Origin of the sequence: Micromonospora sp. WMMA1996, from assembly GCF_002573675.1 — a bacterium.
GTDB classification, from domain to species: Bacteria; Actinomycetota; Actinomycetes; order Mycobacteriales; family Micromonosporaceae; genus Micromonospora; species Micromonospora sediminicola.
The window spans coordinates 2,473,501-2,499,715 of record NZ_PDHU01000001.1; the positions used below are offsets into that span (position 1 = coordinate 2,473,501).

Sequence of the window (26,215 nt, forward strand, 5' to 3'; positions counted from 1 at the left end):
CGTGGACCTACCTCACTCGGCGTGCCGATGTCGTCGCGGCCGTCGCTCAAGACGTCTCCAGCTCGCGGTCGATCAGGTCGAAGATGTTCTCGGTGGTGGCCGACTCCAGGTCGTCGTCGTCCGCGTCGGCCTGCCGGGCGGTCAGCCGGTCCAGCAGGCCGTGCAGCCGCTCGGTGATCCCGCGGTAGGCCTCGTCGTCCGGGTCCAGCCCGGCCAGCGCCGCCTCCAGCCGGTCCAGGTCCGGCCCGAGACCCGCGGTCCGGTCGGCCGGGCCGTCGGGTACGGCGATCCGGGTGGCCAGGTGCGCGGCGAGCGCGGCCGGCGTCGGGTTGTCGAAGACCAGCGTGGCCGGCAGTCGCAGTCCGGTGGCGGCGCCGAGCCGGTTGCGCAGTTCGACCGCGGTGAGCGAGTCGAAGCCGAGTTCCCGGAACGCGCGGTCGGGTTCCACCGCGTCCGGGTCGCCGGCGCCGAGCACCACCGCGACGTGGGTCAGCACCAGCTCGCGCAGCGCGCGTTCGCGCTTGTCGGCGGAGAGGCCGCGCAGCGTGTCGGCGAACGCCGGGCCGCCGGCCGCCTCGGTGACGGCGCCGCGTCGGGCGCCGGCCCGGACCAGGGCGGTGAGCAGCGGGTGGACCGGGCCGCCGGTGGGGCGGGTGCTGATCCGCGCGGGCATCAGGGTGGGTCGTTCCGAGCGCCAGGTGGCGTCGAACAGGGCCAGCGCCTCGTCGTCGGTGAGCGCCACCAGGCCGCTGCGTTCCAGCCGGCGCCGGTCGACCGCGCCGAGGTGGCCGGTGATGCCGCTGGCCGTGGCCCACAGGCCCCAGACCAGCGAGACCCCGGGCAGGCCGAGGGCGCGCCGGTGGTCGGCGAGCGCGTCGAGGAACGCGTTGCCGGCGGCGTAGTTGCCCTGGCCCGGGCCGCCCATCAGGCCGGCGGCGGCGGAGTAGAGCACGAACGCGGTCAGCTCGTGGTCCCGGGTGGCGCGGTGCAGGTTCCAGGCCGCGTCGACCTTGGGGCGCAGCACCGCGGCGAGCCGGTCCGGGGTGAGCGACTCGACGGTGGCGTCGTCGACGACACCGGCGGTGTGCACCACGGCGCGCAGCGGGTGCCGGGCGTCCACCAGGGACAGCACGTCGGCGACGGCGTCCGGGTCGGCCAGGTCGGCGGCGACCAGTTGCACCTCCGCGCCGCCGGCCTTGAGGTCGGCGAGCAGCTCGTCGGCGCCCTCGGCGTCCGGGCCGCGCCGGCTGACCAGCAGCAGGTGCCGGGCGCCGTGTGCGGCGACCAGGTGGCGGCAGAGCAGCGCGCCGAGCGTGCCGGTGGCGCCGGTGACCAGGACGGTGCCGTCGAGCCGGGGCGTGGGCGGGATGCTCAGCGTCAGCTTGCCCACGTGCCGGGCCTGGCTGAGGAAGCGGAACGCCTCGGGGGCGCGCCGGACGTCCCAGGTGCGCCGCGGCAGCGGTCGCAGCGCGCCGTCGGCGAACAGCGCCATCAACCGCTCCAGCATCCGGCCGACGACGGCCGGGCCGGCCGCCATCAGGTCGAAGCCCTGGTAGCTGACGCCGGGGTGGTCGGCGGCGACGCGGGCCGGGTCGCGCGGGTCGGTCTTGCCCATCTCGACGAACCGGCCGCCCCGGTCGAGCAGCCGCAGCGACGTGTCGACGTACGCGCCGGCGAGCGAGTTGAGCACGACGTCGACGCCGCGGCCGGCGCGGCGGGCACGGAACTCGTCGGCGAAGTCGAGGGACCGGGAGGAGGCGATGTGCTCGTCGTCGAGGCCGGTGGCCCGCAGCACCGGCCACTTGGCGGGGCTGGCCGTGCCGTAGACCTCGGCGCCGAGATGGCGGGCGATCTGCACGGCGGCCATGCCGACACCGCCGGTGGCGGCGTGCACCAGCACCGACTCCCCGGCGGTCAGCCGGGCCAGCTCGACCAGGCCGTACCAGGCGGTCAGGAAGACCACCGGGACGCCGGCCGCCTCGGCGTACGACCAGTCGTCGGGGATCCGGGTGACCATGCGGTGGTCGGTGACGGCGACGGTGGCGAACGAGCCGGCGAAGATGCCCATCACCCGGTCGCCGGGGGCCAGCCCGGTGACACCGGGGCCGACCTCGCGCACCACGCCGGCGCCCTCGCTGCCCAGCACCTGCTGGTCGGGGACCATGCCGAGGGCGAGCACGACGTCGCGGAAGTTCAGCCCGGAGGCACGCATCTCGACCGCGACGTGTCCGGCCGGCACCGCGCCCTCCCAGACCGGGACGGGCAGCAGCGCCAGGTTCTCCAGCGTGCCCGTCTCGGTCACGTCGAGCCGCCACGGCTGTCCGCCGGCGGGGGGTGCCAGCACGCCGGTGTCGCGGGCCCGGACCAGCCGGGGCGCGAGGGCGGCGCCGTCGCGCAGCGCGAGCTGCGGCTCGCCGGACGCCACCGCGGCGGGCACCGCGGCCCGCGAGGCGGCGGTGTCGTCGAGGTCGAGCAGCGTGAACCGTCCGGGGTGCTCGGACTGGGCGGAGCGGACCAGTCCCCACACCGCGGCGTGGGCCAGGTCGCGCGGCGCCTCGCCGGGCGCGGCGGCGACCGCGCCCCGGGTGGCCACGACCAGGCGGGCCGCCTCCAGGCGCGGCTCGGCCAGCCACTGGTGGATCCGGGCGAGGGTGTCGCGGGTGGCGTCGTGGGCGTCCGCGTCGGCCCGCTCCGGGTCCGGCGTCGCCGGACCGCCACGCAGGTCGACCACGACCTGGGGTACGTCGTCGCCCCGGTCCACCGCAGCGAGGAGCGCGGCCAGGTCGGGGTGGGTGCTCACCCGGTGGCCGGCGTCGGCCAGCTCGGCGGCATCGGGACTGCTGCCGAGCAGCGCCCAGTGGGCCGGGGCCGGGGCGTCGGTGGACGGCAGCGGGGTCCAGTCCAGGTGGAACACGGAGGTGCGGCGCAGCGCGGCCGCGTCGTCGTGGCCGGCGCCGACCGGCCGGAACGTCAGCGACCCGACGGTGGCGACCGGGCGACCGGCCGGGTCGGCGAGGGTGACGGCGACGGTGTCCGGGCCGAGCGAGCGGATGGTGACCCGCAGCCGGGTGGCGCCGTGGGCGTGCAGCGTGACCGCGCGGAACGTGAACGGCAGCCACCCGCTGCCGGCGTCGGCGGGGGCGCCGAGCAGCGCGGTGGGGCCGGTGGCGTGCAGGGCGGCGTCGAACAGCGCCGGGTGCAGGCCGAACCGGGACGCCTCGGCGGCCTGCGTCTCGGGCAGCGTCACCTCGGCGTACACCTCGTCGCCGTGTCGCCAGACGCGGTGCAGGCAGCGGAACGCGGGGCCGTAGGTGAGGCCGGCGCCGGCGGTGTGGGCGTACCAGTCGTCCAGGTCGGCGTCGACCTCGACGGCGCCGGCCGGCGGCCACTCCCCGGGTGCGGGCGTCGGCTCGGTGGTCTGCGGGGTCAGCAGGCCCTCGGCGTGCCGGGTCCATTCGGCGGCGGGGTCGTCGGCGGGGCGGGAGTGCAGCGTGACGGCGCGTTCGCCGGTGTCGCCGGGCGCGCCGACGCGGATCTGCACCTGGACGGCGCCGGTGGGCGGGAGCACGAGCGGGCTGATCAGGGTGAGGTCGGCGACCTGGCCGGCGTCGACCTCGTCGCCGGCGCGGATCACCATGTCGGCGACGGCGGTGCCGGGGACGACCACGGTGCGGCCGACGACGTGGTCGGCCAGCCACGGGTGGGTACGCGTGGACAGCCGGCCGGTGAGGACCACGGTCTGGTCGTCGGCGACCGGCAGCGCGGCGCTCAGCAGCGGGTGCGCGGCGTCCTGGAGGCCGGCGGAGGCGACGTCGTGCGCGGGCTGGACGGTGGTGGTGAGCCAGTAGCGCTTCCGGTCGAACGCGTAGGTGGGCAGGTCGACGGTGGGCGCGGGGGCCAGGACCCGGCCGAGGTCGACGGGCAGGCCGATGGTGTGGGCGGTGGCGAGGCTGGTCAGCAGCCGCGTCGGATCGTCGTCACCGCGCCGCAGCGTGGACAGGGTGTGGCCGGTGGTGTCGGTGTCGTCGAGGATCGCCGTCACCGGCAGCGTGAGCACCGGATGCGCGGACACCTCCACGAACGTGGCGTGCCCCGCCCCGATCGCCGTGCGCACCGCGGCATCGAAGCGGACGGGTTGACGCAGGTTGGTGTACCAGTAGCCGCCGTCCATGCCCTGCGGGTCGGCCCACTCCCCCGTCACCGACGACACCATCCGCACACCGCCCGGCTGCGGCGACAGGCCCGCCAGGTCGGTGAGCATCCGCTCGCGGATCCGCTCGACGGCCGGGTTGTGCGAGGCGTAGTCGAACGGCACCGGCTTCGCCCGCACCCCCTCGGCCACCCACGACTCCCGCAGATCGGCCAGAGTGTCCGGCGGGCCGGACACCACCACGTGAGCAGGCCCGTTCACCACCGCCACCACCGTGCCCGCCAGCCCCTCGATCCGCGCGGCCACCTCCGCCCCGGGCAGATCGACCGCGAGCATCCCGCCCGAACCGGCCAGGGTGGACAACGCGCGCGCCCGCAGGATCACCGCCCGCGCCGCGTCGTCGAGCGACAGCACCCCGGCCACGCAGGCGGCGGCCATCTCCCCCTGCGAATGCCCGACCACCACACCCGGCTGCACACCGGCCGCCCGCCACACCTGCGCCAGCGACACACCCACGGCGAACAACACCGGCTGCAGGATCTCCACCCGCTCCAACCAGGCATCGTCCGCACCGGTGAGCACCGACACCAGATCCACATCGAGATACGGCGCGAACGCCCGCTGACACTCGGCAAGACGCGCGTCGAACGGCCCGCACCGGCCCACCAGACCCGCCGCCATCCGCACCGACTGACCACCCTGACCCGGAAACACGAACACCGGGCCTGGCCCGTGCTCGGCCACCGAGCCCGTCACGACGGTCCCGGCCGGCGTGCCCGAGGCCAGGGCGTCCAGGCCGGCCAGCAGCTCCGGGCCGGTCGTGCCGAGCACGGCGGCGCGGTGGTCGAACGCCGAACGCGTCGTCGCCAGGGACCAGGCCACCGCCTCCGGGTCGACGTCGTCCCCGGCGCGCAGGTACGCGGCCAGCCGGGCAGCCTGCGCGGCCACGCCGGTACGGGTCCGCGCCGACAGCGGCCAGGCCGTGACCTCGGTGTCCACCAGGCCCGGCGCGGTGGGGACGGGTCGGGTGTCCGGCTCGTCGGCCTGCTCGACGACCACGTGGGCGTTGGTGCCGGAGATGCCGAACGACGACACCGCCGCCCGACGCGGCCGCTGCACCACCGGCCACGGCCGGGCCTCGGTCACCAACTCCACCGACCCCGCCGACCAGTCGATGTGCGGCGACGGCGCGTCCACGTGCAGCGTGGCCGGGACGACGCCGTGGCGCATGGCGAGGACCATCTTGATGATGCCGGCCACGCCGGCGGCGGCCTGGGTGTGGCCGATGTTCGACTTGACCGAGCCGAGCAGCAGCGGCGTGTCCCGGTCCTGCCCGTACGTGGCGAGGACCGCCTGCGCCTCGATCGGGTCACCCAACGTGGTGCCGGTGCCGTGCGCCTCCACCACGTCCACGTCCGAGGTGGACAACCCCGCGTCGGCCAACGCCGCCCGGATCACCCGCTGCTGCGACGGCCCGTTCGGCGCGGTCAGGCCGTTGGACGCGCCGTCGGAGTTGACCGCCGAGCCGCGCACCACCGCGAGCACCGGGTGGCCGTGGCGGCGGGCCTCGGAGAGCCGCTCCAGGAGCAGCACGCCGACGCCCTCGCCCCAGCCGGTGCCGTCGGCGGCGGCGGCGAACGCCTTGACCCGCCCGTCGGCCGCCAGGCCGCGCTGGCGGGAGAACTCGACGAACAGCCCCGGCGTGGCCATCACGGTCACGCCGCCGGCCAGGGCCAGGTCGCACTCGCCCCGGCGCAGCGCCTGCACGGCCAGGTGGAACGCGACCAGCGACGACGAGCAGCCGGTGTCCACCGACACGGACGGCCCCTCCAGGCCCAGCGCGTACGACACCCGGCCGGAGACCACGCTGGCCGCGTTGTCGGTGCCGCCGAAGCCGGCCGCCTCGTCGGCGGCGACGAGCAGCAGCGCCCGGTAGTCCTGGCCGTTGGTGCCGGCGAACACGCCGGTGCGGGAGCCGCGCAGCGACTCCGGCACCACGCCGGCCCGCTCGATCGCCTCCCAGGACGCCTCCAGCAGCAGCCGCTGCTGCGGGTCCATGGCGGCGGCCTCCCGCGGCGAGATGCCGAAGAAGGCCGGGTCGAAGTCGCCCGCGTCGTGCACGAACGCGCCCTGGTCGGTGTACGTGGTGCCGGCCGCCGCCGGGTCGACGTCGACGAGCGTGTCCGGGTCCCAGCCCCGGTCGGTGGGAAAGTCCCCGACCGTGTCCACGCCGTCGGCGACGATCCGCCACAGCCCTTCCGGGTCGCTGACCCCGCCGGGGAAGCGGCAGGCCATGGCCACCACGGCCACCGCCTCCTCGCCCGCGACGGTGGTCACCGGGTCGGTCGACGCGGGCGCCGGCTCGCCGCCGAGCAGCGTGGTCAGCAGCATCCGGGCCAGCGCCACCGGGCTGGGATGGTCGAAGACCAGCGTGGTGGGCAGCGGCTGGCCGGTCGCGGCGACCAGCCGGTTGCGCAGCTCCACCGCGGTCAGTGAGTCGAAGCCGAGGTCCCGGAACGCGGTGCCGGGCGGGATCGCGGCGGCATCGGCGTGTCCGAGCACGTCGGCGGCGAGGTCCCGGACCAGGTCGGTGAGCGTCTCCTCGCGCCGGGCCGCGCCCAGCCCGGCGAGCCGGGCCCGCAGGGCGGCGGCCGGACCGTCGTCGGCGTCGTCGGCCGGAGCGCCGCCGTCGAGCGCGGCCCTGGCCTCCGGTACGCCCTCCAGCAGCGGCCGGCGCCGGGCGGAGGCGTACGCCGGGGCGAACCGGGACCAGTCCACGTCGGCGACGGTGAGCGTCACGTCGTCGTGGTCGAGGGCCTGTCGCAGGGCGCTCATCGCCACGTCGGCGTCCATCGGCGGCACGCCGCGGCGGCGCAGCGCGCGGTCGGAGTCGGCGACGTGCATGCCGCCCTCGCCCCAGGAGCCCCAGGCGATCGCGGTGCCGGCGAGCCCGTCGCCGTGCCGCCGCTGCGCCAGCGTGTCCAGGTAGGCGTTGCCGGCCGCGTACGCCGCCTGTCCGGCGCTGCCCCAGGTGGCGGCGATGGACGAGTAGAGGACGAACGCGTCCAGGTCGTCGCCGGCGAGCAGTTCGTGCAGGTGCGCCGCGCCGGCGACCTTGCCGGCGGTCACCTCGGCCAGTTCGGCGGGCGTGACGTCGGCGAGCGGGGTGGTCTGGGGAAGCCCGGCGGTGTGCAGCACGGCGCGGATCGGCGGGCCGGCGGCGCGGAGCCGGTCGAGCAACGCGGCGACCGCGTCCCGGTCGGCGAGGTCGCACGCGGCGACGGTCACCCGGGCGCCGCGGTCGCGCAGCTCGGCGGCGAGGTCGGCCGCGCCGGGCGCGTCCGGGCCGCGCCGGCTGACCAGCACCACGTGTTCGGCACCGGCCTCGGCGAGCCAGCGGGCGGCGCGCGCGCCGAGGCCGCCGGTGCCGCCGGTGACCAGGACGGTTCCGGTGGGCGTGAACCGGCGTACCGGGGCTCGGTCGCCGATCGGCGCGCGGACCAGGCGGCGGACCAGGACGCCGGGGCCGCGTACCGCGATCTGGTCCTCGCCGGGTGGCGCGGCCAGCAGCGCGGCGAGCCGGCCGGCGGCCCGGGCGTCGGGCACGGCGGGCAGGTCGACCAGGCCGCCCCAGCGGTGCGGGGCCTCCACGCCGACCACCCGGCCGAGTCCCCAGAGGGCACCCTGCCCGGGGTCGGTGCCCCGGTCGTACGTGGCGGCGGCGACGCCGTTGCGGGTGACCAGCCACAGGGGCGCGTCCAGGCCGGCGTCGCCGAGCGCCTGGGTCAGGATGAGCGTGGCGGCCAGGCCGGGCAGGAGCGCACCGTCCGCCGGCTCCCACGCGAGCAGCGAGACCACGCCGGCGACGGCGCCGCCGGCGGACCCGGCGGGATCGGCGTCGGCCGCCTCGGTGTCGGCGACGCGAGCCCGGTCGGACGCGGCGGATGCGGCGGGCGTGGGACGTTCGGTGAGCGCGGCGGCGAGCGCGGTCCGGTCGACGTCGGGCGCCACGGTCAGCGGGCGCACGTCAGCGCCGGCGGCGGCGAGCGCGTCGCGCACGGCGGTGACGGCCGGGTCGTCCTGGTGGCCGGCGGGCAGCGCCAGCAGCCACGTCCCGTCCAGCGGGGCGGCGGCGGGCTCACCGGCGGCCTGCCACTCGACGCGGTAGCGCCAGCCGTCGAGCCGGCCGTGCTCCTGCTGCCGCCGCCGCCAACCGGCGAGGACGGGCAGCAGCGTCCGCAGCGACTCGTCCGCGTCGGCGTCGTCGTCGACCGCCAGGGTGTCGCGCAACGCGTCCAGGTCGGCGCGGTCGACGGCGTCCCAGAAGCGGTGGTCGAGCAGGCCGGCGGCGACGGCCGGGGCGGCCGGTTCGCCGGCGGGTACCCAGTAGTGCTGCCGTTGGAACGGGTAGGTGGGCAGGTCGACGAGGCGGCCGGGGTGGCCGGCGAAGGCGGGCCGCCAGTCCACCGCCGTCCCGGCGGTGTGCAGGGCGGCGAGGGACCGGTGGAACCGGTCGAGGCCGCCCTCGTCGCGGCGCAGGCTGCCGGTGACCGTGACCGCGCCCGGCCCGGTGACGGCCTCGGCGCTGTCCTGCACCGCCATGGTCAGCACCGGGTGCGCGCTGACCTCGACGAACGTGCGGTACCCGGCGGCGGCGAGGTCACGGACCGCGTCGTCGAAGCGGACCGTCTCGCGCAGGTTGCGGTACCAGTAGTCGGCGTCGAGGCCGGCGGTGTCCGTCCAGTCACCGGTCACGGTGGAGCGGAACCGCACGGTGCCGGTGCGGGGTTCGATGGCGGCGAGCCGGGCCAGGAGGTGCTCGCGCAGCGGTTCGACGTGCGCGGAGTGGGAGGCGTAGTCCACCGGCACCCGCCGTACCCGCACCCCACGGGACTCGTAGTGCGCCACCAGCTCGTCCAGGGCGGCGGCGTCGCCGGAGACCACCACCGAGGTCGGCCCGTTGACCGCGGCGAGCGCGACCCGCCCGTCCCACCGACCGATCGTCTCGGTGGCCTCGTCAGCGGTGGTGGCCACCGACACCATGCCGCCGTCACCGGCCAGCTCCGCGATGACCCGGCTGCGCAACGCCACCACCGCGGCGGCGTCGTCCAGACTCAGGCCGCCGGCCACGTACGCGGCGGCGATCTCACCCTGCGAATGACCGACCACCGCCGACGGGTGCACACCGTAGGACCGCCACAACGCGGCGAGGGACACCCCGACCGCGAACAGCGTCGGCTGCACCACGTCCACCCGCGCCAGCGACGGCGCATCCGGCGCGCCCCGGATCACGTCGAGCAGCGACCAGTCCACGTACGGGCGCAGCGCCTGCGCGCACGCGGTCAGCGTCTCGGCGAACACCGGAGCGGTGGCGAGCAGGTCGGCGGCCATGCCCACCCACTGCGAACCCTGGCCGGGGAAGACGAACGCCACCTCGCACGCCTCCCGGGCGGCCCCGGTGACGAGCTGCGGGGCGGGCCGGTCGTCGGCGAGCGCGTCCAGCGCGGCGGCCAGCTCGTCCCGGTCGGCGGCGAGCACCACGGCGCGGTGCTCCAGCGGCGAGCGGGACACCACCGACGTCCAGGCGACGTCGGCCGGCGCGAGCGCCGGGTCGGCGGCCAGGCGCGCGGACCAGCGCGCGGCCTGCTGGCGCAGCGCGGTGCGGGTCCGGCCGGTGACCAGCACCGGCGCGGTCCGGTCGGCCGGGGTGGCCGGCGCGGTGGCCTCCTCGGTGGGCTGTTCCAGGATCAGGTGGGTGTTGGTGCCGCTCATCCCGAACGAGGAGACGGCGGCACGGCGGGGGCGGTCGACAGCCGGCCACGGCGTGGGCTCGGTGACCAGGCGGACCGCGCCGGCGGTCCAGTCGACGTGCGGCGTGGGTTCGTCGACGTGCAGCGTGGCCGGCACGATCCCGTGCCGCATGGCGTGGACCATCTTGATGATCCCGGCGATGCCGGCGGCGGCCTGGGAGTGGCCGAGGTTCGACTTGACCGACCCGAGCAGCAGCGGCGTGGACCGGTCCTGCCCGTACGTGGCCAGCAGCGCCTGCGCCTCGATCGGGTCGCCGAGCACGGTGCCGGTGCCGTGGGCCTCCACCACGTCCACCAGGTCGGGGGTGAGCTTCGCGCCGGCCAGCGCCGCCCGGATGACCCGCTGCTGGGAGGGGCCGTTCGGGGCGGTCAGTCCGTTGGACGCGCCGTCGGAGTTCACCGCCGAGCTGCGGATCACCGCGAGCACCGGGTGGCCGTTGCGGCGGGCGTCGCTGAGCCGTTCCAGCAGCAGCATGCCGACGCCCTCGGACCAGCCGGTGCCGTCGGCGGCGGCGGCGAACGACTTGCACCGCCCGTCGGCGGCCAGGCCGCGCTGGCGGGAGAACTCGACGAACGGGCCGGGGGTGGCCATCACCGTCGCGCCGCCGGCCAGCGCCAGCCCGCACTCACGTTCCCGCAGCGCCTGGCAGGCCAGGTGCACCGCGACCGACGACGACGAGCAGGCGGTGTCCACCGTGATCGACGGTCCCTCCAGGCCGAACGTGTAGGCGAGCCGGCCGGAGACCACGCTCGCGGCGGTGCCGGTGAGCACGTACCCCTCGGCGTTCGGCGCGCGGTGCAGCACGGCGGCGTAGTCCTGCCCGGACGTGCCGACGAAGACACCGGTGCGGCTGCCGCGCAGCGACAGCGGCGCCACGCCGGCCCGTTCGAACAGCTCCCAGGTGACCTCCAGCAGCAGCCGCTGCTGCGGGTCCATGGCGACCGCCTCGCGGGGGGACACGCCGAACAGCGCGGCGTCGAACTGCCCGGCGTCGGCCAGGAACCCGCCGGAGGCGGTGTACGAGGTGCCGGCGTTCTCCGGGTCGGGGTGGTGCAGCAGGTCGAGGTCCCAGCCCCGGTCGGCGGGGAAGTCGCCGATCGCGTCGCCACCGTCGGCGACGAACCGCCACAGCTGTTCCGGGGTGGTGATCCCGCCGGGGTAGCGGCAGCTCATCGCCACCACGGCGACCGGCTCGGACTCCTGGGCGGTGACCTCGCGCAACCGCTGGCGGGTCTGGTGCAGCTCGGTGACGACCCGGGTCAGGTACTCCCGGAGTCGCTGCTCGTCCCCCGCCGGTCCGGTGCTGCCCACTGCCGTGTCCGCCATGGTCGATCTCGCTCCCTGGTGTGCCACGCGTGCCTCAGGACAGCCCGAGATCGCGGTCGAGAAGGTCGAAGAGCTCCTGGTTGCTGGCCGTCCGCAACCGGTCGGCCACGTCGCCGGCCGGCTCGTCCGGTTCGTCGGCGCCGAGGCGTTCCAGCAGCCGTTGCAGCCGCATGGTGATCCGCACCCGGCCGAGGTCGTCGCGCTCGCGCAGCGTGAGCGCCTCCTCCAGCCGGTCCAGCTCCTCGCCGGTGGGCAGCTCGCCCACCGACGCCTCGTCGACGAGCTGGGCGCGCAGGTGTTCGGCGAGGGCCTGCGGGGTCGGGTAGTCGAACACCACCGAGCTGGCCGGGGCGAGGCCGGTGAGCCGGACCAGCCGGCCGCGCAGCTCCACCGCGGTCAGCGAGTCGAACCCGAGGTCCCGGAACGGCCGGTCGGCGTCGAGGGCGTACGGGCTGTCGTGGCCGATCACCTCGGCCGCGGCGGCCCGGATCAGGTCCACCAGCAGCCGGTTCTGCTCGGTGGTGGTGAGGTCGGCCAGGCGCTTGCGCAGCGCGGCGAGCGTCTCCGTGCCGCCGGTGTCGGCCGGGTCGGTCCCGGCGGCCGGCGTCGCCACCTCGGGCAGGTCGGCGATCAGCGGGCGGGGTCGGGCGGCGGCGAAGACCGGGGCGAAGCGCGCCCAGTCGACGTCGGCGACGGTGAGCACCGGGCCGTCACCCTCGATCGCGGCGAGCAGCGCGGCCATCGCCGGTTCCCGGTCCAGCAGGGTGACGCCGCGCCGGCTCATCGCGGTGGCGTGGTCGTCGCTGACCATGCCGCCGCCGGCCCACGGTCCCCAGTCGACCGACACCACCCGGGCCCGACCCGCCGGGCGGGACTGCGCCCAGGCGTCGAGGAAGGCGTTGCCCGCCGCGTACGCGCCGTGGTCGCCGACGCCCCAGGTGGCGGCGATGGAGGAGAAGTAGACGACCAGGTCCAGCGGCTCCGGGTCGAGCAGCTCGTCGAGGTGGCGGGCGCCGGCGGTCTTGCCGGAGACCACGTCGGCCAGTTCGTCGGTGGTGACCGCGCGCAGCGGGTTGAGCCGGCCGACGCCGGCGGCGTGCACCACCGCCCGTACGGTCTCGCCGTCGGCGCGCAGCGCGTCGACCAGCCGGGCGACAGCGGCCCGGTCGGCCAGGTCGCAGGCGAGCACGCGGGCGTGCGCGCCGAGGTCGGCCAGCTCGGCGACGGTGTCGGCGACGCCGGGGGCGTCCGGTCCGCGCCGGCTGACCAGGATCAGCCGGCGGGCGCCGTGCCGGGCGAGCCAGCCGGCGGCGTACCGGCCGATGGCGCCGGTGCCGCCGGTGACGAGCACGGTGTCGGGGGGCTGCCAGGCCGGCGTGTCCGGCCGGTCGGGGCGGGGCGCGCGGGTCAGTCGGCGCAGGTGCACGCCGGACGGGCGGACCGCGAGCTGGTCCTCGCCGTCGGCGTTGGTCAGCGCCCGGATCAGGTGGTCCCCGGCGCCGCCGTCGAGATCGGCCGGCAGGTCGATCAGCCCACCGGCGTGCGCCGGGTGTTCCAGCGCGGTGACCAGGCCCAGGCCCCAGGTGGTGGCCTGGGCGGGGCGGGTGAGCGGGTCGCCCGCGCCGGTGCTGACCGCCTGCCGGGTGAGCAGCCACAGCGGTCCGGTGGGCGCGGCGTCGGTGACGGCCTGGACGAGGGTCAGGTTGCCGGTGAGTCCGGCCGGCACGGCCGGATGGTCCGGGTGCGGGCGCTCGTCCAGGGCGAGCAGCGAGACGACGCGGGTCGGCCCGTCCGGCAGGTGGTCGGCCAGCTCGGCACGGGTGACGGTGGCCGGGTCGACGGTGAGCACGCGGGCGTCGCCGCCGTGGTCGCCGATCAGCGCGGCGATCCGGCCCGCCGCGTCGGCCGCGTCGTCGGACGTCACGAGCAGCCAGTCACCGGCGGCGGGGCCGGCGGTGAGCTGCCGCCGGGGCCAGGTGATCCGGTAGCGCCAGCCGTCGGCGGCCGCGTCGGCGCGTCGCCGCTGGTGCCAGTCGGCGAGGGTGGGGAGCTGGTCGCGCAGCGGCCGGTCGGGGTCGACCCCGAACCGGGTCGCCAGGGCGTCGCTGTCGCCGGCGGTGACGACCTGCCAGAACGCGTCGTCGACCGGGTCGGCGGGGGCCGGCGCGGCGACGCCGACCAGTTCGCCGTCGCCGACCGGCCAGTACCGCCGGCGCCGGAACGGGTAGGTGGGCAGGTCGACCGGCTCGGCGGCGGGCAGCAGCGCGGCCCAGTCCACCGGCACGCCGTGGCAGTGCAGCCGGGCCAGCGCGCCGAGCAGGGCGTCGACCTCGTCGCGGCCGCGGCGCTGCACGCCGGTGACCAGCGGGCCGCCGTCGGGCAGCGCGTCCGCGGCCAGCGCGGTGAGCACCGTGTCCGGGCCGATCTCCAGCAGCGTGCCCACGCCGAGGTCGCGCAGGTGGGTGACGGTGTCGCCGAAGCGCACCGCCTCGCGGACGTGCCGGACCCAGTAGTCGGGGGTGCAGACCAGGTCGGCGTCGGCGACCCGACCGGTCAGGTTCGACACCAGCGGCACCGTCGGCGGGGCGTAGGCGAGGCCGGCGGCGACGGTGGCGAACTCGGCCAGCATCGGCTCCATCAGCGGGCTGTGGAACGCGTGGCTGACGGCGAGCCGCTTCACCCGTACGCCGAGGGTGGTGAAGTGGTCGGCGAGCGCGGCCAGCGCGTCGTCGGCGCCGGCGACCACGACGGCGGCCGGGCCGTTCACGGCGGCGATCGCGGCCCGGTCGGCGTGGCCGGTGAGCGCGTCGGTCACCTCGGTCTCGCCGGCGGCGACGGCGAGCATGCCGCCGCCGGCCGGCAGCGCCTGCATGAGCCGGCCGCGCTGGCCGACGAGCGTGCACGCGTCGGCCAGGGTGAGCACCCCGGCGACGTGGGCGGCGGTGATCTCACCGACCGAGTGCCCGGCGACCAGGTCGGGACGTACCCCCCAGTCGGTGAGCTGCCGGTGCAGCGCCACCTCGACGGCGAAGAGCCCGGCCTGGGTGAAGGCGGTCTGGTCCAGCAGCGCGGCCTCGGCGCTGCCCTCGGGCGCGAACAGCACGCTCTTGAGCGGGCGGGGCAGGTGCGCGTCGAGGTGCTGGCAGACCTCGTCGAGCGCCTCGGCGAAGGCGGGCAGCGCCTGGTAGAGCTCCCGGCCCATCCCGGCGTGCTGGGCGCCCTGCCCGGAGAAGAGCACGGCGAGCGTGCCGCCGGACGCGGCGACGTCGCGGTGCACGGCGGGGTGGCTCTCCCCGGCGGCCAGGGCGCGCAGCGCGGCCAGTCGGGTGTCCGGGTCGGCGGCCACCAGCACCGCGCGGTGGCGCAGGTGGGAGCGGGCGGTGGCGAGCGTCCATCCGACCGGGGCGGCGCCGTCGCCGGCCGCTGCGGTCCCGTCGCCGGTGGCGGCCGGCCCAGTCGAGGCCCGCTCGGTGGCGGCCGGGCCGGCGAGCCGGGCGGCGAGGCGGGCGGCCTGGGCGCGCAGCCCGTCCTCGTCGGCGGCGGAGAGCGGCCACGGCAGCAGCGGCAGCGCCGGGCGGAGGACGTCCTCCCGCTCCGGCGTGTCCCCGACCGGTGGGGCCGCCTCGAGGACGACATGGGCGTTGGTGCCGCTCACCCCGAACGCGGACACCGCCGCCCGCCGGGGGCGGTCCGTCTCCGGCCAGGGCCGGGCCTCGGTGAGCAGCGCCACCGCGCCGTCGGACCAGTCGACGTGCGGGGTGGGTTCGTCCACGTGCAGCGTCGGCGGGAGCACGCCGTGCTGCAACGCCAGCACCATCTTGATCACACCGGAGACGCCGGCCGCGGCCTGGGTGTGGCCGATGTTGGACTTGACCGAGCCGAGCAGCAGCGGCCGGTCGGCGGGCCGGTCCTGGCCGTACGTGGCCAGCAGTGCCTGCGCCTCGATCGGGTCGCCGAGGCGGGTGCCGGTGCCGTGCCCGTCGACCGCGTCCACGTCCGCCGGGGTGAGCCCGGCGTTGGCCAGCGCCTGCCGGATGACCCGCTGCTGGGCGGGCCCGTTCGGCGCGGTGAGGCCGTTCGAGGCGCCGTCGGAGTTGGTCGCCGAGCCGCGCACCACGGCCAGCACCCGCCGGCCGTCGCGGCGGGCGTCGGAGAGCCGTTGCAGCAGCACCAGGCCGGCGCCCTCGCCCCAGCCGGTGCCGTCGGCGGCCCCGGCGAAGGACTTGCACCGGCCGTCGGCGGCGAGGCCGCGCTGCCGGGCGAACTCCAGGAACGGCCCGGGTGTGGCCATCACGGTCACGCCGCCGGCCACCGCGAGGTCGCACTCGCCGGCGCGCAGCGACTGCACCGCGAGGTGCAGCGCGACCAGCGACGACGAGCAGGCGGTGTCCACGGTGACCGAGGGGCCCTGCAACCCGAAGGTGTAGGAGAGCCGGCCGGAGACCACGGCCGCCGCGTTGCCGGTGGCCTGGTAGCCCTCCGTCTCGGCCCGGGCGGCCATCAGCAGCGTGGCGTAGTCCTGCCCGTTGGTGCCGACGAACACGCCGGTGCCGCTCTCCCGCAGCCCGTCCGGCGGCAGGCCGGCCCGTTCGAACAGCTCCCACCCGGTCTCCAGCAGCAGGCGCTGCTGCGGGTCCATCACCAGCGCCTCGCGGGGCGAGATGCCGAACAGGCCGGCGTCGAAGCCGCCGACGTCGGTGACGAAGCCGCCCTCGCGGGCGTACGAGGTGCCGGGGGCGTCCGGGTCGGGGTCGTAGATGGCGTCGAGGTCCCAGCCCCGGTCGGCGGGGAACGGGCCGATGGCGTCGCGGCCCTCGACGACCAGCCGCCACAGCTCCTCCGGGCTGTCGACCCCGCCCGGGTAGCGGCAGCTCATGGCCACCACGGCGATCGGTTCGTCCAGCGCGGCGACGGCCCGGGTGGGCGCGGCGGCGGCCTCGGTGACGCCGAGGATCCGGTCGGCCAGCCAGCCGGCGAGCAGGTCCGGGGTGGGCCGGTCGAAGACCAGGGTGGCGGGCAGCCGCAGCCCGACCGCCTCGGCGATCCGGTTACGCATCTCCACCGCGCTGAGCGAGTCGAAGCCGATGTCACGGAACGGCCGGTCCGCGCCGACCGCCTCGGCGGAGGCGTGGCCGAGCACGGCGGCGGCGTGCATCCGGACCAGTTCCAGCAACGCCCGGCGGCGCTCCGGCGCGGCCAGGCCGGCGAGCCGGCCGCGCAGCGGGGACGCCTCGGCCGGCTCGTCGTCGGTGCGGGCGGCGGCGAGGAGTCGGGCGACCTCGGGCAGCTCCTCGATCAGCGGGCGGGGGCGGGCCAGCGCGTACGTCTGGTGGAACCGGTCCCAGGCGATGTCGGCCACAGCGAGCGTGACCTCGTCCTGGGCCAGCGCCCGGGCCAGCACGGCGACCGCCAGCTCGGGGCGCATCGGCCGGACGCCGGAGCGGAACATCTGGTCGGCGGCGCCCTCGGTGTCCATCATGCCGCCGCCGTCCCAGGCCCCCCAGGCCACGGCCGTGGCGGGCCGGCCGCGCCGGCGCCGGTCCTCGGCGAGCGCGTCGAGGAACGCGTTGCCGGCGGCGTACCCGCCCTGCAGGCCGCCACCCCAGACGCCGGCGCCGGAGGAGAACAGCACGAACGCGGCCACGTCGTCGCCGAAGGTCCGGTCGAGGTTGACCGCACCGGCCACCTTGGCGCGCAGGCCGTCGGCGAGCTCGGCCGGGCCGGTGGCGTCGAGCGGTCCGGCGTGTGCGACGCCGGCGGCGTGGAAGACCGCGTCGATCCGGACGTCGAGCCGGTCGACCAGGTCGCGCAGGGAGTCGGGGTCGGCGACGTCGCAGGCCGCCACCGTGACGGTCGCGCCGAGCGCGGTCAGCTCCGCCTCCAGCTCGGCCGCGCCGGGGGTGGCCGGGCCCTGCCGGCCGGTGAGCACGAGGTGCGCGGCGCCGTCGCGGGCCAGCCAGCGGGCCACATGCGCGCCGAGCGAGCCGAGGCCGCCGGTGACCAGGACCGTGCCGGCGGGCCGCCAGCCGCCGCCGTCCGGCGGGCTGTCGCCGCCGGCGCGGGCGAGCCGGCGGCCGAACAGCCCGGAGGGGCGTACGGCGAGCTGGTCCTCGTCGCCGACGCCGGCCAGGACGACGGCCAGCCGGCCCCGGGCGCGCCGGTCCAGGACGGCCGGCAGGTCGACCAGGCCGCCCCAGCGGTCCGGGTGTTCCAGCGCGACGACCCGGCCGAGGCCCCAGACCGGGGCCTGCCACGGGTGGTCGAGCGGGTCGGCGCGGCCGGTGCTGACGGCGCCCCGGGTGGCGCACCACAGCGGGGCGGTGACGCCGGCGTCGCCGAGGGCCTGGACGAGGGCGAGCGTGCCGGCGAGCCCGGCGGGCACGACCGGGTGCTCCGGGTGGCCGGTCTCGTCGAGCGCCAGCAGCGAGAGCACGCCGGTGATGTCGTCGAGCCCGGCCAGCTGTGCGGCCAGCGCCGCCCGGTCGGGCTCGTCGACGGTGACCGGGACGACGCCGGCGCCGGCCTCGCCGAGGGCCGCCACGACCTGCCCGACCAGGGCGTCACCGGCGTACGCGGCCGGCGCGACGAGCAGCCAGGTGCCGGCGAGCCGGGCCGTCGGTGCGGTGGTGAGCGGCGCCCACCGGACCCGGTACCGCCACGCGTCCACTGTGGATTCGTCCCGGCGGCGTTGCCGCCAGTCGGCGAGCACCGGCAGCGCCTCGCCCAGCGCCCGCGCCTCGGTGCCGTCGACGTCCAGGGCGGCGGCGAGCGCGTCGGCGTCGGCCCGCTCGACGGCGTCCCAGAACTGCCGGTCGGCCTGGTCCTCGACGGCCGCCACCGGCCCGGTACGCACCGGCGAGTCGGGCCAGTAGCGCTGGCGGTGGAAGGCGTACGTGGGCAGCGGCACGGCCGGTCCGGCGGGGACGCCGCAGACCGCGGTCCAGTCCACGCCGACGCCGCGGGTGTGCAGCTCGGCCAGCGCGGTGAGGAGCCGGGGCCAGCCGCCGGCGTCGCGGCGCAGCGTGTTCACCACGGCGGCCTCGTGCTCGGCGTCGTCGATCGTCTCCTGCATGCCGAAGCTGAGCACCGGGTGCGGGCCGATCTCCAGGAACACCTGATGTCCGTCGGCGAGCAGCGTCCGGACGGCCTGCTCGAAGTTCACGGTCTGGCGCAGGTTGCGGTACCAGTAGTCGGCGTCGAGCGTGGTGGTGTCGGTGGCCAGGCCGGTGAGCGCGGAGTAGAACGGCACCTCGGCCGGGCGGGCGGTGATGTCGGCCAGGCTGTCCAGGAGCCGGTCGGCGACGGCCTCGACGTGCGGCGAGTGGGAGGCGTAGTCGACGTCGAGCGGGCGGATCCGCACGTCGTCGGCGGTGCAGGCGGCGACCAGCTCGGCCAGCGCGTCCGGGTCGCCGGCGACCACCACCGATCCGGGACCGTTGACCACGGCCACGCAGAGCCGTCCGTCCCAGCGTCGCAGCATCCGCTCGACCCGGTCGGCGGGCAGGCCGACGGAGGCCATGCCGCCCCGGCCGGCGATGTCGGCGAGCACCTGGCTGCGCAGCGCGACGATGCGGGCGGCGTCCTCGAGGGAGAGCGCGCCGGCCACGCAGGCGGCGGCGATCTCGCCCTGGGAGTGCCCGACCACGGCGCCCGGGCGTACGCCGAGGGACCGCCACAGCCGGGCCAGGGAGACCATCACGGCCCAAAGTGCGGGCTGCACCACGCCGGAGGCGACCAGGGGTGGCGCGCCGTCGGCGCCGCGCAGCACGTCGGTGAGCGACCAGTCGACCCAGGGCGCGAGGACCGCTTCGCATTCGGCGATGGAGGCGGCGAAGACGGGTGAGCTGTCCAGCAGGTCGACGGCCATGCCGGGCCAGTGGCCGCCGTGGCCGGAGAAGACGAAGACGGGCGCCGGGTTGCGCAGCACGGTGCCGGTGACCACTGTCGGCACGGTGTCGCCGTCGACCAGGGCGGCGAGGCCGCGGACCAGGTCGTCGGGGTCCTGGCCGAGGACGACGGCCCGGTGCGGGAACGCCGCCCGGGTGGCGGTCAGCGCGTACGCCACCTCGGCCGGCCCGTACTCGGGGTAGGCGGCGAGGTGGGCGCGCAGCCGGGCGGCCTGTTCGGGGAGCGCGGCCCGGTCGGCGGCGGAGAGCGCGAGCGCGACGACGCCGGCGTCGGTGGCGACGCCGGGCCGGAACTCGGCCGGGGCGGCGGGGTCGGGGGTGTGTTCGAGGACGACGTGGGCGTTGGTGCCGGAGATGCCGAAGGAGGACACGGCGGCCCGGCGGGGCCGGTCCCGGTCGGGCCACGGCGTCGGGGCCGTGGCCAGGGTGACGGCGCCGGCGGTCCAGTCGATGTGCGGGGACGGCTCGTCGACGTGCAGGGTGGCGGGGACGATGCCGTGCCGCATGGCGAGGACCATTTTGATCACCCCGGCGACACCGGCGGCGGCCTGGGTGTGCCCGAGGTTCGACTTGACCGACCCGAGCAGCACGGGGGTGTCCCGCTCCTGGCCGTAGGTGGCGAGCACTGCCTGCGCCTCGATCGGGTCACCCAGGGTGGTGCCGGTGCCGTGCGCCTCCACCGCGTCCACGTCGGACGGGTTCAGCCGCGCGTTCGCGAGGGCCTGCCGGATCACCCGCTGCTGCGACGGACCGTTCGGCGCGGTCAACCCGTTGGACGCGCCGTCGGAGTTGACGGCGGTGCCGCGCACCACGGCGAGGACGCGGCGGCCCTCCCGCTGGGCGTCGGCGAGCCGCTGCACCAGCAGGACGCCGGTGCCCTCGCCCCAGCCGGTGCCGTCGGCGGACGCGGCGAACGACTTGCACCGGCCGTCCGGGGACAGGCCGCGCTGGCGGGAGAACTCGATGAACGTGCCGGGGGTGGCCATCACGGTCACGCCGCCGGCGAGCGCGAGGTCGCACTCGCCGGAGCGCAGGGCCTGCGCGGCGAGGTGCAGCGCGACGAGCGACGACGAGCAGGCGGTGTCGACGGTGACCGCCGGACCTTCCAAGCCGAACGAGTAGGCCACCCGGCCGGACAGCACGCTGGCGGAGGTGCCGGTGCCGATGTAGCCCTCGACCTCGGCGGGCAGCTCCATGAGGCGGGAGGCGTAGTCGTGGTACATCACCCCGGCGAACACGCCGGTACGCGAGCCGCGCAGCGTCGCCGGGTCCAGGCCGGCGGACTCGAACGCCTCCCACGACGTCTCCAACAGCAGCCGCTGCTGCGGGTCCATCGCCAGGGCCTCACGCGGGCTGATGCCGAAGAAACCGCTGTCGAACTCCGGCGCGCCGTAGAGGAAGCCGCCGTGGCGGGTGTAGGAGGTGCCGCTGTGGTCGGGGTCGGGGTCGAACAGCGACTCCAGGTCCCAGCCCCGGTCGGCGGGAAACTCGGAGATCCCGTCCCCACCGGCGGCCAGCAGCTCCCACAACTGCTCCGGGTTGTCCACCCCACCCGGGTAGCGGCAGGCCATCCCGACGATCGCGATCGGCTCGTCCGGGCCGGTGGTCGTGGCGGTGTCGGGCGCGGCGGTGGTGTCGGCGCGGGCGCCGGCCAGCTCGGCGTACACCTGACCGGCGAGGATCTGCGGCGTCGGGTAGTCGAAGACCAGCGTGGACGGCAGCCGCAGCCCGGTCGCGGCGTTGACCCGGTTACGCAGGTCCACCGCGGTCAGCGAGTCGAAGCCGAGTTCCCGGAACGCCCGGTCGGCCGGCACCGCGTCCGCGCCGCCGTGCCCGAGCACCTGCGCCACCAGGCCCCGCACCAGCGCGTCGACCTGGTCGCGGCCCTCCTGCGGGTCCAGGCCGGTCAGCCGGTCGGCCCAGTTGCCCCGGCCGGCCTGGCGGCGGGTGGTGACCGGGCCGAGCAGCGTCCGCAGCAGGGACGGCACCCGGCCGCCGACGATCTGCGACCGCATCGCCGGTACGTCGACGACGGCCGGGACGAGCGTGGCCCGCCCGGCGGTCAGCGCGGCGTCGAACAGTTCCAGCCCGACCTCGGGGCTCATCGCGGCGAGGCCGGCCCGGGTGGAGCGGGCCCGGTCGACGTCGGACTGGGACGCGGCCATGCCACCGGTGTCCCACATGCCCCAGGCGAGGCTGACCGCCGGCAGGCCGTCCTGCCGGCGGTGCGCCGCCAGCGCGTCGAGCACCCCGTTCGCGGCGGCGTACGCGGCCTGGCCGGGCGAGCCGAGCACCCCGGCGACGGAGGAGAAGAGCACGAACAGGTCCAGGTCGAGGTCGCGGGTGGCCTCGTGCAACCACCAGGCGGCGGTGGCCTTCGGGGCGAGCACGTTCGCCAGCCGGTCCGGGCTGACCGCCGAGACCACGCCGTCGTCGAGGACGCCGGCGGTGTGCACCACCCCGGCGAGCCGACCCGGAACCTCGGCGACCAGCCGGTGCACCTGGTCCCGGTCGGTGACGTCGCACGCCACCACCGACACCGACGCACCCAACCCGGCCAACCGCTCGACCAGGACCTCCGCACCCGGCGCGGCCGGACCCTGCCGCGACACCAGCACCAGCGACCGCACCCCGTGCCCGGTCACCAGATGCTCAGCCACCAGCGCACCCAGGGACCCGGTGCCACCGGTCACCAGCACCGTGCCACCGGGCACAGCCACGTCCCCACCGGTCACCGACGCGTCCGCCGCCGAGAGCGGACCGGCCGCGTCATTACCGGTCACGGACGTGTCGGCGACGTGACCGGCCGTCCTGTCTCCGGACGGCGTCGCGGCAGTAACCGGCGGGAACGTCGCACGGACCAGGCGCGGGGTCGACACCTCGCCACCGCGCAGCGCCACCTGCCCACCCGTGACCGGCAGATCGGCCGTCACACCGGCCAGCACCGACAACACCGACGCGTCCACGTCCCGATCCACATCCGCCAGGACGATCCGCTCCGGATGCTCCGACTGCGCCGACCGCAGCAACCCCCACACCGCCGCGCCGGCCAGATCCACCACCCGGTCGCCGTCCGACACCGCCACCGCACCCCGGGTCACCACCACCAACCGCGAACCCGCCAACGGCTCCGCGGCCAGCCACGCCTGCACCGCCGCCAGCACGTCCGACGTGACCATCCGGACGGCCTCCGGAACGTCCAGCCCGGACGGCGCGGCCACCGGCAGCACGAGCGTGCCCGGCGGCTCCTCCCCCGCCTCGGCGGCAGCCGGCACGTCCGGGTACGCCGGCAGCCCGCCGACCGGCGCGCCGAGCGCCACCCAGCCGGACAGGTCGTCGACGGGCGGGACCGGCTCGTGCTGCCAGCGCACCTCGAACATCGACCGGGCCGCCGCGCCCGGGGCGGTCAAACCGGTCATCTCCCGCAGGACCAGCGCGTCCACCGACACGACCGGGGCGCCGGCGTCGTCGGCGGCGACCAGCCGCACCGTGCCCCCGTCGCGGGACAGCCGCACCCGCAGCACGGTGGCCCCGGCGGCGTGCACCTGCACGCCCTCGAACGCGAACGGCACGCGCGGACCACCGCCGTCGGTGGCGAGCAGCAGCCCGATCGGATGCAGCGCGGCGTCCAGCAGCGCCGGGTGCACCGCGAAGCCGGCCGCGCCGTCGGCGACCTCCTCGGGGAGGGCGACCTCGGCGTAGACCTCGCCGTCGCCGGTCCAGGCCCGGCGCAGGCCGCGGAACGCCGGCCCGTACGCCAGGCCGTGCTCGGCGAGCGTCGGATACCAGCCGTCCAGGTCGATCTCGGTGGCGGTGGTCGGGGGCCACGCCGGCAGGGCGGGCTCGTCGGCGGCGGCGGGTTCGAGGACGCCCTCGGCGTGCCGTACCCAGCCGGCGTCCGGGTCGTCCTCGGCCTGGGCGTGCACGGTGACCGCGCGGGCGCCCGCCCCGTCGGCCGGACCGACCCGCACCTGCACCCGCACGCCCCCGGCGGTGGGCAGCACCAGCGGCGCGGCGATGGCCAGCTCGCGCAGCCGGGAGACGCCGACCTCGTCGCCGGCCCGGACGACCAGCTCGACCAGCGCGGCGCCGGGCAGCACCACCACGTCGCCGACCGCGTGGTCGGCGAGCCACGGGTGGGTGGCGGCGGCGAGCCGGCCGGTGAGCAGCACCATGTCCTCGCCGGCGACGGAGACGGCGGCGCCGAGCAGCGGGTGCCCGGCCGCGCCGAGGCCGGCGCCGGACACGTCGGCGAGCCGCCCGACCGGCTCCAGCCAGTACCGTTCGTGCTGGAAGGCGTACGTGGGCAGGTCGACAGGGCGGGCGCCGGCGCCGGCGAGCAGCGCGTCCCAGTCGACGGTCAGACCCTCGGTGTGCAGCCGGGCCAGTGCTTCCAGCACGGCGCGGGGTTCGGCGCGGTCCTTGCGCACCAGCGGCACCAGCACGGCCGTCGGGTCGGTGAGGCAGCTCTCGGCCATGGCGGTGAGCACGCCGCTGGGGCCCAGCTCGACGTACGTCCCGACGCCCGCCTCGGCGAGCCGGTCCACCGCGTCGGCGAACCGCACCGCCTCCCGGACGTGCCGGACCCAGTAGTCGGGGGCGCAGATCAGCTCCGGCTCGGCGATCCGGCCGGTCAGGTTGGACACGATCGGCACGGTCGGCGGGGCGTAGCGCAGACCGGCGGCGACCGCGGCGAACTCGGCCAGCATCGGCTCCATGAGGGCGCTGTGGAACGCGTGGCTGACCCGGAGCCGGTGGGTGGGCGTACCCCGGTCGGTCCAGTGGGCGGCGAGCGCGTCGATCGCTTCGGCGTCGCCGGAGACGACCACGGCGGCGGGGCCGTTGACGGCGGCCACGCCGACCCGCCCGTCGATGCCGGCCAGCGACGCGGTCACGTCCGTCTCACCGGCGGCCACGGCGAGCATCGCGCCACCGGCCGGCAACGCCTGCATGAGCCGGCCCCGGGCGGCGACCAGCGCGGCCGCGTCGGGCAGCGACAGCACGCCGGCGACGTGCGCGGCGGCCAGCTCGCCGATCGAGTGGCCGACCAGGAGGTCGGGGACCAGCCCGAACGAGCGGGCGAGCCGGTGCAGCGCCACCTCGACGGCGAACAGGCCGGCCTGGGTGAACTGCGTCTGGTGCAGCAGGTCGTCGTCGCCGAACAGCACCGGCCGCAGCGGCTGCGGCAGCAGCGGGTCGAGGTGGGCGCAGACCTCGTCGAGCGCGGCGGCGAAGACCGGGAACGCCGCGTACAGGTCGCGGCCCATGCCGGCGCGCTGCGCGCCCTGCCCGGAGAAGAGGAACGCGACCCGGCCGCGCGGCGCGGCGGTGCCGGTGACCACGGACGGCGCGGGTTCGTCGGCGGCGAGCGCGCGCAGCCCGGCGAGCAGCTCGTCGCGGTCGGCGGCGAGCACCACGGCCCGGGCGTCCAGCCCGGCGCGGCGCCGCGAGGCGGCGGCCAGGTCGACCGGGCGGGCGGTGTCGTCGGCGGCCACGTGGTCGGCCCAGCGGCGGGCCTGCGCCGCGAGCGCGTCGGGGTTGCGGGCGGAGAGCAGCACCGGCGCGACCGGCGGCGGGGTGCCGGCCTCGGGCTCCTCGACGGCCGGTGGCTGCTCGACGATGACGTGGGCGTTGGTGCCGCTGATGCCGAACGAGGAGACGGCGGCACGGCGGGGCCGGTCCGACGCCGGCCACGGCCGTTCCTCGGTGAGCAGCTCGACCGCGCCGGCGGACCAGTCGATGTGCGGGGACGGCTCGTCCACGTGCAGCGTGCGGGGCAGCACCCCGTGCCGCATCGCCAGGACCATCTTGATGATCCCGGCGGCGCCGGCCGCCGCCTGGGTGTGCCCCAGGTTCGACTTCACCGACCCCAACCAGAGCGGGTCGCGCCCGTCGCGGTCCTGCCCGTACGTGGCCAGCAGCGCCTGCGCCTCGATCGGGTCGCCGAGCGTGGTGCCGGTGCCGTGCGCCTCCACCACGTCCACGTCGGCCGGGGACAGCCGGGCGTTGGCGAGGGCCTGCCGGATCACCCGTTCCTGGCTGGGCCCGTTGGGGGTGGTGAGGCCGCTGCTGGCGCCGTCCTGGTTGACGGCGCTGCCGCGGATGACGCCGTGGATGTGCCGGCCGTCGCGTTGCGCGTCGGAGAGGCGTTGCAGCAGCAGCATGCCGACGCCCTCGGCCCAGCCGGTGCCGTCGGCGGCGGCGGCGAACGACTTGCACCGCCCGTCGGCCGCCAGGCCGCGCTGGCGGGAGAACTCGGCGAAGACGCCGGGGGTGGAGAGCACGGTGACGCCGCCGGCCAGGGCCAGGTCGCAGTCGCGCTGCCGCAGCGCCTGCACGGCGAGGTGCACGGCCACCAGCGACGAGGAGCAGGCGGTGTCGATGGTGACGGCGGGTCCTTCCAGCCCGAACGTGTACGCCACCCGGCCGGACACCACGCTGCCGGAGTTGCCCGTGCCGAGGTAGCCCTCGACGCCCTCCGGGAGGTCGACCACCCGGGAGGCGTAGTCGTGGTACATGACGCCGGCGAACACGCCGGTGCGGCTGCCGCGCAGCCGCTGCGGGTCCAGGCCGGCGGACTCGAACGTCTCCCAGGTGCTCTCCAGCAGCAGCCGCTGCTGCGGGTCCATGGCGAGCGCCTCGCGCGGCGAGATGCCGAAGAACGCGGGGTCGAACGCGGTGGCCTCGTAGAGGAAGCCGCCCTTGTCGGTGGAGGACGTGCCGGGGTCGTCCGGGTCGACGGAGAAGAGCCGTTCCAGGTCCCAGCCCCGGTCGGTCGGGAAGTTCCCCACCCCGTCGCGGCCGTCGGCGACGAGCTGCCACAGCGCGTCCGGACCGTGCACCCCGCCCGGGTAGCGGCAGGCCATGCCCACGATGGCCATCGGCTCGCGGTCCTTGGCCTCCACCTCGCGCACGCGCCGCCGCGCCTCACGCAGGTCGGCCGTGGCGCGCCGGAGGTAGTCGAGGAACTCTTCCTCAGTGGGCATCGGGCCGCTCCGTATCGGGATCAGAGGTCCGGGGC

1 protein-coding gene and 1 pseudogene are annotated in these 26,215 nt (G+C 76.9%); both read right to left on the reverse strand.

All coding sequences use genetic code 11. The annotated features are described in order from the left end of the window. Window positions 1-46: 46 nt before the first annotated feature. Window positions 47-11,212, reverse strand: a pseudogene (locus tag COO58_RS31115) (type I polyketide synthase); the annotation flags it as partial. 109 nt (window positions 11,213-11,321) lie between these two features. Beyond that, entirely contained in the window at window positions 11,322-26,180 is a 14,859-nt protein-coding gene (locus COO58_RS11705; RefSeq protein ID WP_098744969.1) for a type I polyketide synthase, read from the reverse strand. Window positions 26,181-26,215 lie beyond the last annotated feature (35 nt).